The organism is Glaciimonas sp. Gout2 (assembly GCF_035018905.1).
In the GTDB taxonomy this organism is placed as follows: Bacteria; Pseudomonadota; Gammaproteobacteria; order Burkholderiales; family Burkholderiaceae_D; genus Glaciimonas.
In genome coordinates this window covers 1-14,304 of the sequence record NZ_JASJXA010000063.1, presented here as the reverse complement: position 1 = coordinate 14,304, position 14,304 = coordinate 1, and the positions used below count along the sequence as shown (strand labels likewise).

Below are 14,304 nucleotides of genomic sequence, written 5' to 3'. Positions count from 1 at the left end.
GCTGTAAATAATATTGATTAATTGATCCCATAAATGTCGTTAGAAAAGTATAAAAACCTTCAGCCGTACCTTCAGCCGTTTGTCTCCGCAAGCCCTTACGGTGACCTTGTCAGGTCATCTCTCTATTAAGAAATAATAGCCATTATTGATCACGTTTGACAATTCGAAATAGTTATTTATTTTACAATTTCAATGCTGTCAAAAGGATGATTTTTTCACACTTTATTACTTTCAAAGCAACGTTAAAAGTGCGTTAATTCATCGACAATTCGATCCTCATTTTGAGTGACAATAAAACATTGTGATCTAAATAATAGTGATTCAAATATAGCGTAAATGACGTATTTATTTATTGCTGCACGCCAATTATTGTATTGAGAATGATTCGTATTTGCTTTATAGTCTTCGTTCCACCACTTGCAGAACGGAGCGACAACATGGGTACGTCAAGGCAGCCGGAAGCGAATAACGGAAGTGCAGAAGTAGGTACAGTGTTGATTGCAAATCGTAATCTGCTGGTGAATATTGCAACAGGAATTACCGGTTGTCGCTGTCGTGCCGAGGATGTTGTACAGGACGTTTTTATTAAAGTCAGCGAAGGCGTTGCGCTCGCATCAGTGCGTCAACCATTAGCTTATCTCATGCGAATGGTGCGTAATCTGGCGATTGATCATTACCGTCGCAGGACCTTTGAGCGTCGTCACACCACCAATGAAGAAGAAGGCTATGACGTGCCGTCTCCGCATGCGGGGCCTGAGGCGAGCGTGATTCTCCGCGACATGTTGCAACACGTGTCGGATGCGTTGTCGACATTGCCCAAGCGCACGCGGACTGCTTTTGAGATGGTGCGCATTGGCGATTGCACATTACAAGAAACAGCGCGTGAACTCAAAGTATCACAAACCTTGGTCCACTTTATGGTCCGTGATGCCACCACCCATTGTCTAAATTGCGTGCAGGGTGCGCATGCATTATTGCGTGAGCCATCGGTTGCATGCAGAGGCTAAATCAAAGACTGAACAAAACCTGTTCAGGCCAACGATTACACGGCTGATCCCACATGTAAACTAAGGGTAAATAAAACCCGTGCTCATCCGTCTATAAGAAAATGGGTGGCCATTTCCCACCATGGTTCAAGGAGTAACGACATGAGTTTTGATAGCATAGATACAGTTTTTAGAGTCGTAGCGAATCACGAAGAGCAATACTCGATTTGGCCCGACTACAAGGATATGCCATTGGGTTGGCGCGAAACCGGCTTCAGCGGTAACAAGCAGGCGTGTCTCGCGCACATTGAAGAAGTCTGGGTTGATCTGCGCCCGTTAAGCCTGCGCCGACATTTGGCTGCGCAATCGATCTAGTAACGACAGATGAAGTCATCAATGACGCTGTTCTGTTTGCCGCATGCTGGCGCTAGCGCGAATGTCTACGCGCCCTGGCGTCGATTATTACCGCATTGGATGACGGTGCATCCGGTCGAATTGCCAGGGCGTGGCAACCGATTGAACCAACCGTTGGTTAAGGACTTTGACGTGTTGGTCGCGCAATTAGCTGATGAACTATCAGCCGCAGCGCATAGCACGCCGCGATATGCATTGTTTGGTCACAGTCTGGGCGGTTTGCTTGCTTTTGAGTTAGCTTATGCGTTAGCAGAGCTTGGCGTATCGATGCCTGCGGCACTATTCGTTTCAGGAGCGCCGGGGCCGATTTGGCGCGATATTGCCAGAGATGATTTCTCTAGCACGTGGCCAACAGATGCACAATTGATGGAAGAGTTGCGCCGCCTAAATGGCATGCCGACAGAACTTCTGCAAAACGCCGAATTGATGGAAATGGTATTGCCCGTAATGGCTGGAGATTTTCGTTTGGGTGCCAGTTTTGTTCGACGTGAACGCACGCCACTGCGTTGCCCGATTTACGCATTCGGCGGAACGCGTGACCCAGTCGTATCGACTGCAGCGCTGCATGCATGGCAGTGTGAAACAACGGCAGAATTTAAGACTCAGATGTTCGATGGCGATCATTTCTTTATTCGTGACCACGAGCGTGTTTTGTTAGGGCGATTGGAAGCGCTCTCCGCACAATCAGTAGTTGAGGCAGCTTGACGATCAACGCAACGAGCTGCTTCGAATTGTCGTCAGCCACACACATTTTTTCGGAAAAGGTTCGCTACTGGCAAGTACATCTGAATCTGACGCAAGAGCCGGACATCGCTATGTTACAAGCACTATTACCGCAAGAGCAGCAGGAAATGTTGCGTTTCCGCCAGCGCGAAGATCGGGTTCGTTTTGCCGGTGTGCGCGCTGCATTGAGAAAAATATTAGGAACTGTGTACCACGTAGATCCGATGGCATTGATCCAACGCGATCATTTCGGAAAACCGGAATTAGTTACGCCACTAGGTGCATCGCTTGCGTTCAACGTATCGCATTCAGGCGCGTGTGGCTTAATCGCTGTATCTCAGTCGGGGCAAGTCGGTGTTGATATTGAAAAATTATCGCCGATAAATGTTGCGGGTTTAGCGCCGCTTATTTGTACGCCATCAGAATGCGCCAGGCTTGCGGCATTGAGTGCCGCAGCAGCACAGGATGCCTTCTACCGTTTATGGGTCGGTAAGGAAGCGGCACTCAAGGTGGTCGGCGTAGGGATTGGCGGGGATCATATGCGGACCATTGCATTACAAGATGACGGACGCGTATGCACGCCGGATGCGGCTCCGCCATTTGATCCCGCATTGATCTCAGTGCAGCCAATAGTAACTACTGACGGCTATTGTGCAGCAGTCGCTTTATATTTCGCGCCATGAGGTCTTGGTGCAGCCGTTTATCTGGAGAGTTTCAACATGCAAATACAATCAATTGATACGACCGGCCTCTGTGTCGAGTTTGGCTTTCCGCTGAAAGTCAGTCCACTTGAGTCGGGTGCCAGCGTGATGAGTCTTTTACCGCAATTGCATGCACTCGTGACATCACGGCTGCCAGAAGTCGGAGCGATTTTATTTACCGGATTCGCTGTTGGCGGGGCCGAAGCCTTCCAACAATTTGCGGCATCGTTTGGGTATCCGCTACTGAACTATGAATTTGGTTCGACGCCACGCAGCAAGGTCAGTGGCGGCATTTACACCTCGACCGAATATCCGGCACATCAACATATTCCGCTACATAACGAGCAAGCTTACACCAGCGAATGGCCGATGAAGATCTGGTTCTATTGCGATATTGCCGCACAGGTCGGTGGCGAGACGCCAATTGCCGATAGCCGTGCGGTGTATCGCGACATCGCACCAGAGATTCGCCAGCGCTTCATTGACAAAGGCTTGATGTACGTGCGCAATTATGGCAACGGACTGGATTTGCCGTGGCAACGGGTTTTTAACACCGAGAATACGGCGGAAGTAGAGGCCTATTGCAATCAGCACGCGATTGCGTTTGAGTGGTCGGAGGAGGGCGATTTGCGCACTAGTCAACGCTGTAAAGGCGTCGGCCAACATCCGGTCACGGGCGATGCCGTGTGGTTCAATCAGGCGCATTTGTTTCATATTTCTACGCTGGATCCCGATATGCGCGAAATATTATTAGATAGCGTGGGCGAAGAAAACTTGCCGCGGAATGTGTATTACGGTGACGGCAGTGTAATAACCGATGCAGAATTGGATCACGTTCGGACGGTGTTAGAGACGCACAAAGTAGCGTTTCCATGGCAACAAGGTGACGTCCTGATGCTGGACAATATGTTGTCCGCACATGCGCGTGCGCCATTCACCGGTTCGCGCAAAGTCATGGTGGCGATGGCGGAAAGCCATGGTGATCGTTAAGCGCGTTTCAAGCGGTCAAGGTTTATCGCATTATTCCTTTTGCATTACTCCTTACTTGTCATTGCTTCAGGCGCTGCTTATTTAGTATGAATTTAGTTTCAGTTTAGTTTTAACAATAGGAACGGCATGACCTCCTCAACAATCGCTTCTTTGCATGATCCTGCCAAATCACTGACTTCTGCGCCAGCGTTGTCAGCGCACGACATTTCGGTTTCGTATCAAGATCACGCAGTGTTCAAAGGATTGAGTCTGGATATCGCCCCCGGACAAATCACTGCATTGTGCGGGCCGAACGGCTGTGGCAAGAGCACACTGCTACGCAGTCTCGCTGGCTTGCAACCGATTACAGAAGGCACGATCTCAGTCAAAGGGCGACCACTAGCATCCTATAAGCGGCGCGAACTCGCTCAGACGCTCACCATGCTGGCCCAGTTTAATCAGATTCCTGAAGGATTAACGGTCGCCGAACTTGTGGCTTACGGTCGTTATGCGTTTGGATCGATTTTTTCAGGTCCGTCCAATGCCGACCGTGCTGCCGTGATGGATGCCTTGATCGCGACCGGACTTCAGGATTATGCAGATCGTCAGGTGACTGCGCTGTCCGGCGGAGAGCGGCAGCGGGCCTGGGTCGCCATGGCGTTAGCGCAAGAGTGTGAAATATTGCTCCTTGATGAACCGACGACTTATCTCGATATTCATCATCAGATTGATGTATTGCGAGAGTTACGCCGCCTTAACCGCGAACGTGGACTGACGATTGTGTGGGTATTGCATGAGCTCAATCAAGCGGCTGCCTTTAGCGATCATATCGTCCTGATGCGCGGAGGACGCATTTTGCATCAAGGCACGCCCGATGCCATGATCGATCCAGTCTGTCTGTCGGAAACATTCGGTTTGCCGATGATGCGCCTCAACCATCCCGAAAGCGGCGAGCCAGTGTGTTTGCCGTCTTATCGTTCTACTGAAGAAACCCGTCCGATCAGTACTGCCACCGTTGCTGTTAACGCTCCCAAGGACAAACTTAAAAGCGGCCTCAAAAACCGCATCAAAGACAGCACATCAGCGTACGCGGCATGAATGTTATGACGGCCAAAACTTCTCTTTTCTCGCCTTTTCTTTTCCAGGGATCAAGGACAAACCAGCTTGCCATTGGCGGCACACTTTTCCTGATTATGTTAGCCGCGCTGCGCCTGTGGCCGGATATCAATGCGCTATCGCAATCAGATGCGACCATGCCAGATGGTCAGGTTGCGCGTCTACTCCTATACGAATTGCGATTGCCGCGTGTCTTGGCAGCACTGGTTTCAGGTGCGGCGCTTGGTTTGTCCGGTGCACTGTTTCAGGCCCTTACCCGCAATCCGTTAGCCGCACCTGATTTATTAGGCGTCACCGGCGGTGCGCAACTTGGCGTATTCGCCGCGATCATGTTGCCTGCCTTGGGCGGCGTCGCCAATGTGCCGTTATTGTTTGGCTGCGGATTATTGGCCGCGCTGTTAGCGATGGTGACAGCGGGCGGCTGGCGCGTATCTGCGTTGCAATTGATTATCGCCGGAACTGCCTGCTCGCTACTGTTTTCGGCCATCACCATGATGCTGCTGACGATATTTGAAGATGATATTGCGAGCGTTGCGTTGTGGAGTAACGGCGTGCTATATCAACCCGGTGCGGCGGGGCTCATTACTGTCATGAAATGGTTGATTGCGCCACTCTTAGTATTACCGTGGTTAATTCGTCCGTTAGAAGTCAGTGCGCTCGGCGATGACGGTGCGCGGATGCTCGGCGTACCATTGAGACCAATGCGGTTAGTGACGATGGTCACCGCAACCATGTTTGCTGCCGCAGCGGTGAGCGTGGCGGGACCAATGGGTTTTGTCGGACTGATCGCACCTAATCTTATCCGCGCCGCGGGTGTGCACAGACTCCGTGCTCTTGTGCCACTATCGGCCTTATGGGGCGGATGTATTCTGCTCGCCGCGGATAGCCTCGTACTAGCGTTGAAATTGGATGCCACCGTTTCCACCGGCGTCATGATTGCCGTTATCGGTACACCCGTTTTACTACTGCTGATTCATCGCAAGCGCATGCTGGCAGGCGCAGAAACCGAAGTGCGTGCCGCGCTGCGTGTCAATTTATCTTTTCAGACCTGTCTATTGCTCTGTGTCAGTGTGCTCATTGCGTTGGCAGCCTTTGCCGTCGCGTGCGGCGATACCTGGCTTAGTCCGCTAAGTTGGTGGGAAGCAGCAATAGGCAACGATGCGGTGGCACGGCTAATAATTGACTTGCGACTTTCACGCGTGTTGACAGCCATGTTGGCCGGTGCATTGCTAGCGGGCAGCGGGACTTTATTGCAAAGCGTCGTGCGCAACCCTCTCGCGGGGCCGGAAGTGTTAGGCATTACCCAAGGGGCGGGTTTAGCAGTGTTGTTAGCGTTAGTCGTATCGCCGTTGGTCTCGCGTCCCGCCATGTTCGGGGCTTCGTTACTAGGTGGCACAACTATCTTGCTCATCATATTGTTTCTTAACCGTAGCCATCGTCTGGCACCTTTGCCAGTCGCACTAACCGGCATAGCTTTAGGCGCGATGTGTGCCGCGCTCTCTCAATGGCTGATCGTTGAAAACAGCGTTCAGCAAGCTCGCTTTCTGGTCTGGCTGGTCGGCGGCACGTATGGTCGGAGCGCCACTGATGCGGCATCATTATTGCCATGGCTGGTGCTGACTATACCGATGATTTACTGGCTCGCGCGCCCACTCGATCTGCTGGCACTCGGCGAGCAAAGTGCCGCGGCACTCGGCGTTCCAGTGACACGTTTGCGACTGGTCGCTCTGGGACTAGCCACGCTCTTAGCATGCGCCGCCGTTGCGGTTGTAGGGCCAGTCGCATTTGTAGGTTTGATGACGCCGCATCTGGCGCGCATGCTCGGCTTTCATCCGCATTGTCGTCGGCTTCCAATTGCCATGCTTCTCGGTGCCATTTTGTTGGGACTTGCTGACATCTTGGGGCGCACTATCTTGGCACCGATCGAAATACCGGCTGGCGTCATGACAGCTCTGATTGGCGCGCCGTATCTGCTTGGCATGTTAGCGTTCAGTCGTCGTAAGCGTTCAGCGCGAGGTCGTCAATGAATGCCGTCGCGATAGACCATTTTGGCAATTCAATCTGCCTGGCCGCATCCGTACCAGCAGAATTCGCAGCGCAGTGTCGAAGTGTCTGGCTTGGCCGACATCCAGTCATCAAAGGAACCAGCCTGTTAGTACCAGCTAACCGGCTGACGGAGCATGTGGCGTCATTAATCACCGCGATGCAACAGCATTACGCTGGCGACGATATCCGCGCACTATTATCGCAATGGAGTAAATATTATTTCAGTCTGATCATTCCCGCCGCTGTGGTCGCCGCCCGCGTATTACGCCGTCCGCTCCACATGGCGTTGGAAGCAAGTACGTTAGTACTACGCAACGGCATGCCCCATACGCTGTGGTTGCCTGCCGACGCGCTTGGCGCCATTACGGATGATCCTCTTGCGCGCTATCACTCACTATGTGTAGAACACCTTGCGCCACAAATAGCCGCCATTTCAGCAGCCGCAAAAATTCCCGCTCGTGTGCTGTGGAGTAACGTTGGCAATTCATTAGAATATGCACTCTCTACGCTCGCCGTGGATGAAAGCACAGCGCACGATATCGCCTACCTATTCGAGCGTCAGGCCTTCTTCGATACCAGTCAACCCAACCCCTTATACAGGGCGATTCGTTATGTGCGAGCGGTATCGGCACAGTTGCCCAACCCAATGCGTATCAGACGCATTTGCTGTCTTCGCAACCAATTACCCGGCGAACAAATGTTGTGCTCAAGCTGTCCTTTACTAGTAAACCTCAAAGAACCGTTACTCGCGATCCAGTTGCAATTGATGAACCAAGGTGACGACGCGTGATGCAATTCTTTCAAAAAATGATGTTAGCCATTTGTTGCTTTTTGATCCTAACGGCAACACAGGCCATGGCCTCGGATGAGATCGGTATGCGTAGCGCCGTATTACCCGACCATCCAAAGCGCATAGTAGTGCTAGAATTTTTGTTCGCCGAGTCGCTCGCCGCGCTTGACCTGACACCAGTTGGCATGGTCGACCCAGATCGCTACCGTGAATGGATCGGTTACGACAATGCGCGCTTTAGCAACGTTATTGATATCGGCACACGCCAGCAACCCAGTCTGGAAGCCATCGCCAGACTTAAACCTGATCTCATCGTTGGCGTCACGTTCAGGCACGCGGCATTGTTTGATGCCTTTGAGCGAATCGCTCCCACTGTACTTTTCAACTTCAACGCAATTGACATCAAAGTAAATCAGCTCGACCACGCACTCAAGGTGTTTGACGTATTTGCAAAACTCGCTGGTCGTAGCGCGGCTGGTAAAAAAGTAGAGCAGAACTTGGAAATATCACTGGCAGCCGACCGCGCACGTCTCACTGCTGCCGGATTATCCGGCAAGCGCTTAGCCGTATTGCAAGAACTTGGTCTGCAAGACATGTACTGGGCTTACGCCACCAACAGCATGGCCGGTGGTATTGCCCAGGTATTAGGACTCTCACTTTGGCCCAACTGGCCGACAAAAGAAGGAACAACTTTTGTATCATCTGAAGACCTTCTTAAGCAGAAAGAATTGCACGTCTTGATGATCAGCGCAACCGGTCCAGAAGTCGGATTAGCACAAAAGCTCAATTCACCAATCTGGCGCTATGTGCCAGCACGCATTGCCGGACACGTAGCGTTAGTACCACGCAATATATGGGGATTCGGCGGCCCGATGTCAGCGGCTAAATTGTCGCGTCAGTTGACGGATGCAATGCTCGCGGCGGGGCGGGGTGATGGCGCGTTGAATAGGTAAGGGCGATTTTGGTGTTTTTTCAATTTAAGGATAAATCGCTGCATTTAACTTATAAACGTCGGATACAGAATCAAATATTAGCTACTGCACCAAAAAGCTTAAAAGTACTCATCAATGCGTAATCAGGTCTGCACAAAAATCGCCTTGATGCTCTATACTCTTTTTGTCCCTGAGAAAAAAGGGAACTGGTTTGACGACTTGACATATCCAAAGAGCGTGCCGCGAAATGCGGTTTTTTTATTTGCGCTCGTCTTCGTGCGTCCTCTTTAGGCAGCGGTGACGGTTAAGCGTTTTAATCCTATCAAGACAAATACAATGCCTCACATCTTGTTTTACCAATCCTGTTTACACACCATCCACCGCATTCCTGGTTACGTCAAAGTCGAAGAAGTATCCGATGTTGCCCGGCACGCTGCCAAGGTGATGCCATCATGGCCAAACCAAACATCCCCAATAACTCGCCCGGACCAACAACGCAACCGGAACCAGCGTCAATCCACCAAGCCTTTTCATGGCTGCCGCTTGAACATAGAACAGATACACATGCGCAATTTATTGCCATGACCAATGACATCTGCCTTGGCGTACAAACCTGTATCGATCTGGCCCATTTCAGCACCATGGACCGAGGCAGCGATACAAAACCCGTGCTGGATATCGCCGACACCGACCGCTTGTTACGCATGGCTTCAATGTCATCACAAATGCTGGCGGATGTGGCAGAGAGTCGGATTGACCGACTGAAGCGTCAACCTGATCAGCAAACGGAATAACCGACCTAAAAGCCGCTAGCGTCAATGCTGGCGGACAGATTTTTGCCCCGATGTTAAATAATTAAACGCACCAAACTGGCACGACGTGCCCGCATGAATCTGGCGCATAGCGGCCATAAAACAACACTCACTCCGTACCATTTTCATGTCGATTTAGTTTTCTGGCTAGCGCATTCGCACGTCTATACCAACTCTATTTTTCAGGTTAATTTACTATTTAATTCGGTGCAATTTAGTATCAGACGACACGTAAGAAATTCCTTATTGTTCACAATCATCCCTTTTTTATTGCGCCTAATCCGATCTAGTATTGCGCACTTACACACTTTTTATCCGCCATTGCGCTGAATAAAAATCTAACAAATTCTTGAGCATTTTTCTTATACCAAACAGACAGAAGCGCCATGTCGTGTCTCGCCCGTGTTGATTTCACGTGCGCGTATCGACATCGGCGGTGTATTCATTTTCAGGGAGAGCCAGTGCGTTTTATTATTTACATCAAACAGCATATTGAGTCGGTATATCGGGTAGTTGTGAGGACACAGAAAGAGGCATCGGCGCTTCAGAAATACGATCCCATGCGTGGCGTGTTTCGCGGGTTGAGTGTGGCGATTCTTATTGCTTTCGTCAGCATGGGTTTGCTTAGCAATGAGGTTAGCGCGAAGTTAATCAGCAAAGAAATGGTGCCAAATAGTCCGGGCAGTACTACGCATTTTTTTATCACTGAACGTTACGATAACCCTGACGAAGGATCGTCGGCTTGTTTGAACTTTGCGAAAAAATATGGATATAGCAGTGGTTATTGTCATATCTACTATGATCGGGAGACCAAGAGCGGCGCGGTAGAGGGTGGCTGGCTCTGTGGTGACAAAGCCTGTTACCTTGGTGAGTTCTATTATTGTCACCAAGATACCCATTACAACAGCGCCACCAATAGCTGCCAAACAACATCCCCCATCGACCTGCAAGCAGGCAATCCTAAATCCAACGCCCAGCAATGCCCGAAGTGCGATGTCGGCGATCCGATCAATCCAGCGACCGGTAACAACTGGCGCGCAGAAACCGACTACGCTAGCAACAGTGCCGGTGGACTGACTTTTACCCGCACCTACAACGGCAACGCCTTGAGTACTGACGCCAGCGCGATGCGGGCAACCGGTAAACGCTGGACCGGTCCATTGGATCGCAAAGCCGTGCAAATTCCCAATCCACGTCAAACCGCTTATCAGCCGCAATGTTATCAATGGACCCGTGGCGAGCAGACATTTTGCGCTGATCCTTCGACGCCTTTATCCAAGGTCATCGACGGTCTCTTATTTACCCGCCCGGACGGCAAATCCACCGCGTTCGGTTTGGTCGGATCGGCCTGGATCGGTGACGACGATGGGCGTGACCGCGTCAGCGCTACTGTGGCCGTGGATGGCGTCACCAGTACCGGTTGGACCTATTTCAGCGCACACGACGGCAGCACCGAGCGCTATAGCGACGACGGCAAACTGCTCTCGGTCACCACCCGCGCCGGAACGACCCAGACCATGACCTACTCCGATGGCAAAAGCAACGACACGGCGCTCAGTCGGTTACCGGCCGATGCACCGATGTGTACCAATGTGTCCTCCGGGGTCAGGATGACGGACGGATTGTTGCTGTGCGTGACCGACAACTGGGGTCAACAACTGCAGTTTGAATACGATAGCCGCAGCCGATTAAGCAAAATGATTACTCCCGGCAATCAATCGTATCACTACGCGTACGACGGTCCGTCGGGCGGCTGTGCCATACCAGATCAAACCAATACAGCCTGTGCCGCCGACAATCTGACGCAAGTCACCTATCCCGATGGCAACAGCAAAACCTATTGGTATAACGAGGCCACACAAATTAACGGCGGCAACGCCTGTACCGGCTATAAAAGCGTCGCGCCCGGATTTGGCACATTGATGCATGCCTTGACCAGTATCGTTGACGAGAACGGCGCGCGTTATACCGACTGGACCTATGATTGCATGGGACGCGCTACCGGCAACCAGCTGATCGGCGGACTGCAAAAAACCGTGCTGCGCTTTGGTCAGCAAGATAGCGCCACCGGCGCATCGACGACCACCATCACCGACACCATCGGCGATCCGGCCAATCCGCACACCAATATCCATCAATTTGATTTCCGAATGCTGCACGGCGTATCCAAAATTACCGCCATCGATCAGCCTTGCGCAGAATGCGGACCCGCTGCCGCGTACACCTACGATGCCAACGCCAACGTCGCCACCAGCACTGATTTTAGCGGTGTCGTCACCAGCTACGCCTACGACCTGAGCCGTAATCTGGAAACCAGCCGCACCGAAGCGACCGGCACGGCACACGCCAGAACCATCACTACAGAATGGCACCCGACCTATAACGTGCCGACGACCATCGCCGCACCGGGTCAGGTGACCACGTTCACCTACGACGCATCCGGCAACGCTCTCAGCAAAACCATCAGCGCCGGGACGACGCGCCGCAGCTGGTCGTATACCTACAACGCGACAGGTCAACTGGAAAGCGTCACCGAACCGGATGGCGACGGGGTGAACTTGACGCAACTGGCCTATGACGCTGCGGGTAACCTCAGCACGATCACCAATGGCCTCGCGCAGGTAAGGCTGTTTGGCGATTACAATATCAATGGGCGCGTGGGACGCATCACCGAGGACAATGGCACCACCACGATATTGCATTACGCCCCCCGCGGCTGGCTGACATCGCAGGTAGTCACCATCGCTGGCGTAGCGCACAGCACCCGCTATCGCTATGACAAAGTCGGGCAACTGATCGCCGTGACTTTGCCCGACGCCAACGTCCTGACTTATCACTACGACGACGCGCATCGACTCACCAGCATCAAGGACAGTCTCGGCAACACTATCCGTTACAAGCTTGATCTGTGGGGTAATCGGATGGGAGAAGATGCAACCGATCCCGGCGGCGTATTGGGTCGGACTATCCAGCGGACCCACGACACCATCAATCGCCTGCAACAGGTCAGCGGAGCGGCCGAATGAGCGCCCATTTCACGTTTCCTGTTAAGCGCAATAACCGCATCTTGTGGCTTAAGTACATCAAGCCGCTCTTGAGCGCGGTATTGTTCACGCTGATTTACACGCCATTGCTCGGCGCTTTTAACAGCACAGTTGCCAGCGCCCAACCCGGTCCCAGCACCACCACCTATGCCTACGACAAAGTCGGCAACCGAACCCAAGTCACCGATCCGTTAGGCCGCATCACCACCTACCAATACGACAGCCTGAACCGACCGATTCAGCAACGCTTGCCGTCCGCAGTATTGAACGGCGTCGGTCCCACGATCCATCTGCAATATGACCCGCTGGATTACTTGCGCTCAGTGACCGATCCGCGTGATCTGGTGACCCACTACACCGTCGATGGATTCGGCAATCCAACCGCCACCGCCAGCCCGGATACCGGGAACACAACCCGCACCTTTAATGCCGCAGGTAAGTTAAAGACAGCCACCGATGCCCGTGGCAAGACATCGACCTACGCCTATGACGTACTCGGACGCCTCACCCGCATTGGCTATGCAAGCGGACCGGCGACCGCATTTACCTATGATGGCGCGTCCGGTGGACAACCTGCCGCTACCGGTTATTTAACCGGAATGGTCGACAGTTCGGGCGAATCCGTCTACACCTACGATGGTTTCGGTCAACTGTTGCATCAACAGCACACCATCGTCGGTGGCCCCACTATTCACACCCTGTCCGTCAAGTATGTCTTTGGCGAGAACGGCAGCAGTACGGCCAAACCGATTCTGATGCGCTATCCCAGCGGCAACAGTCTTCTGTATGCGCATGACGCAGCAGGACGCCTCAACAGCATCAGGCTGCAACCCGCCCACGCGAACGGAGGCAACGCCACCGAGATTGCTCTCGTCTCAGCAATTGGCAATCAACCGTTCGGCCCGGTCAATGGCTGGACGTGGGGCAATAGCACCGAAACGGATAAAAATACGGTAACACGCACGTTTGATCTGGATGGACGCATGACCAGCTATCCGCTGGGAAGCGCCCACAACGGCAACGTGCGACGACTGACTTATGATGCCGCCAGCAGAATCATCGCAATCCACCATAGCGGCACCGGGAAAGACAAAACCGGCAAAACCGGAAAAACGCCCGCTGATCTGGATCAGCGCTATAAATACGACAATCTGGACCGCCTCATCAGTGTTTCCGGCGTCACCGAGGCGTCCGCCACCACCAACACGCAACGTTACCAGTACGATCAAAGTGGCAACCGAATCCGCACGGTCCTCGATGGCCGACCGTACGGCAACAGTATCGCTACCAACAGCAATCGCCTAACGTCAACCACCGGTCCGGCGCCCGCCAGAACCAATATGTATGATGCCTCAGGTCATCTCACCAGCGACGGTATGCGCCACTACACCTACGACGACCGCGGTCGCATGCACAGCGCAACCAACGGCGGCAACACCGTCATCTATACCTACAACGGCATCGGTCAACGCGTCCAAAAACAAGGCCCAAACACCGTTGTTGCCACAGGTATTAACCGCTACGTCTATGACGCCGCCGGTCATCTGCTCGGTGAATACGACGCCGCATGGAATCCGATTCAGGAGACGGTCTATCTCGGCGATATTCCCATCGCCATATTGAAGCCACGCATAATTACTAACGGCGGCGAACCAACGACCGTCACCGATATTTTTTACATTTATGCCGACCACAGCAATACACCCCGCGTCATCACCGACGCCAGCAACAACCAGATGGTCTGGCGTTGGGATCAGGGCGATCCGTTCGG

General features: G+C 52.6%; 12 protein-coding genes. All 12 read left to right on the top strand.

All coding sequences use genetic code 11. From position 1 onward, the window contains the following. Positions 1–437 precede the first annotated feature (437 nt). The gene (locus QN379_RS21885; protein ID WP_322237049.1) at positions 438–1,007 is read left to right on the top strand and encodes an RNA polymerase factor sigma-70; all 570 of its coding nucleotides are present in this window, start codon (positions 438–440) and stop codon (positions 1,005–1,007) included. A 141-nt stretch (positions 1,008–1,148) separates the two neighbouring features. Next, a complete protein-coding gene (locus tag QN379_RS21880) occupies positions 1,149–1,361 on the top strand; it encodes an MbtH family protein (protein WP_322237051.1) in 213 nt (70 codons plus the stop codon). 21 nt (positions 1,362–1,382) lie between these two features. Continuing rightward, positions 1,383–2,105, top strand: coding sequence for a thioesterase II family protein (locus tag QN379_RS21875; RefSeq protein ID WP_323507602.1), 723 nt, complete (start codon positions 1,383–1,385; stop codon positions 2,103–2,105). Positions 2,106–2,131: 26 nt separating this feature from the next. After that, positions 2,132–2,806, top strand: a complete 675-nt coding sequence (locus QN379_RS21870) for a 4'-phosphopantetheinyl transferase family protein (RefSeq protein ID WP_323507601.1) — start codon at positions 2,132–2,134, stop codon at positions 2,804–2,806. Positions 2,807–2,842: 36 nt separating this feature from the next. Further along, positions 2,843–3,814, top strand: a complete 972-nt coding sequence (locus QN379_RS21865; protein ID WP_323507600.1) for a TauD/TfdA family dioxygenase — start codon at positions 2,843–2,845, stop codon at positions 3,812–3,814. Between the two features lie 126 nt (positions 3,815–3,940). Then, on the top strand, positions 3,941–4,891 hold the full coding sequence (locus QN379_RS21860; protein WP_322237059.1) for an ABC transporter ATP-binding protein: 951 nt from the start codon (positions 3,941–3,943) through the stop codon (positions 4,889–4,891). 5 nt (positions 4,892–4,896) lie between these two features. Continuing rightward, on the top strand, positions 4,897–6,936 hold the full coding sequence (locus tag QN379_RS21855) for an iron ABC transporter permease (protein ID WP_323507599.1): 2,040 nt from the start codon (positions 4,897–4,899) through the stop codon (positions 6,934–6,936). After that, entirely contained in the window at positions 6,933–7,745 is an 813-nt protein-coding gene (fhuF, locus tag QN379_RS21850) for a siderophore-iron reductase FhuF (protein WP_322237063.1), read from the top strand. The genes QN379_RS21855 and fhuF overlap by 4 nt, the downstream gene beginning before the upstream one ends. Beyond that, on the top strand, positions 7,745–8,698 hold the full coding sequence (locus QN379_RS21845; protein WP_323507603.1) for an iron-siderophore ABC transporter substrate-binding protein: 954 nt from the start codon (positions 7,745–7,747) through the stop codon (positions 8,696–8,698). The genes fhuF and QN379_RS21845 overlap by 1 nt, the downstream gene beginning before the upstream one ends. 431 nt (positions 8,699–9,129) lie before the next feature. Continuing rightward, entirely contained in the window at positions 9,130–9,471 is a 342-nt protein-coding gene (locus QN379_RS21840; RefSeq protein ID WP_323507598.1) for a hypothetical protein, read from the top strand. A gap of 479 nt (positions 9,472–9,950) precedes the next feature. Beyond that, positions 9,951–12,515: an RHS repeat domain-containing protein gene (locus tag QN379_RS21835; RefSeq protein ID WP_323507597.1), complete on the top strand. Its 2,565-nt coding sequence runs from the start codon at positions 9,951–9,953 to the stop codon at positions 12,513–12,515. Continuing rightward, the coding region (locus QN379_RS21830; RefSeq protein WP_323507596.1) for a hypothetical protein at positions 12,512–14,304 on the top strand (1,793 nt) is incomplete at its 3' end. The genes QN379_RS21835 and QN379_RS21830, both read left to right, overlap by 4 nt.

Bases quoted from the DNA above. Each gene is read 5' to 3' on its own strand.
- QN379_RS21885 (WP_322237049.1), top strand. From the start codon at position 438: ATGGGTACGTCAAGGCAGCCGGAAGCGAATAACGGAAGTGCAGAAGTA.
- QN379_RS21880 (WP_322237051.1), top strand. From the start codon at position 1,149: ATGAGTTTTGATAGCATAGATACAGTTTTTAGAGTCGTAGCGAATCAC.
- QN379_RS21875 (WP_323507602.1), top strand. From the start codon at position 1,383: ATGACGCTGTTCTGTTTGCCGCATGCTGGCGCTAGCGCGAATGTCTAC.
- QN379_RS21865 (WP_323507600.1), top strand. From the start codon at position 2,843: ATGCAAATACAATCAATTGATACGACCGGCCTCTGTGTCGAGTTTGGC.
- QN379_RS21860 (WP_322237059.1), top strand. From the start codon at position 3,941: ATGACCTCCTCAACAATCGCTTCTTTGCATGATCCTGCCAAATCACTG.
- QN379_RS21855 (WP_323507599.1), top strand. From the start codon at position 4,897: ATGACGGCCAAAACTTCTCTTTTCTCGCCTTTTCTTTTCCAGGGATCA.
- fhuF (WP_322237063.1), top strand. From the start codon at position 6,933: ATGAATGCCGTCGCGATAGACCATTTTGGCAATTCAATCTGCCTGGCC.
- QN379_RS21845 (WP_323507603.1), top strand. From the start codon at position 7,745: ATGCAATTCTTTCAAAAAATGATGTTAGCCATTTGTTGCTTTTTGATC.
- QN379_RS21840 (WP_323507598.1), top strand. From the start codon at position 9,130: ATGGCCAAACCAAACATCCCCAATAACTCGCCCGGACCAACAACGCAA.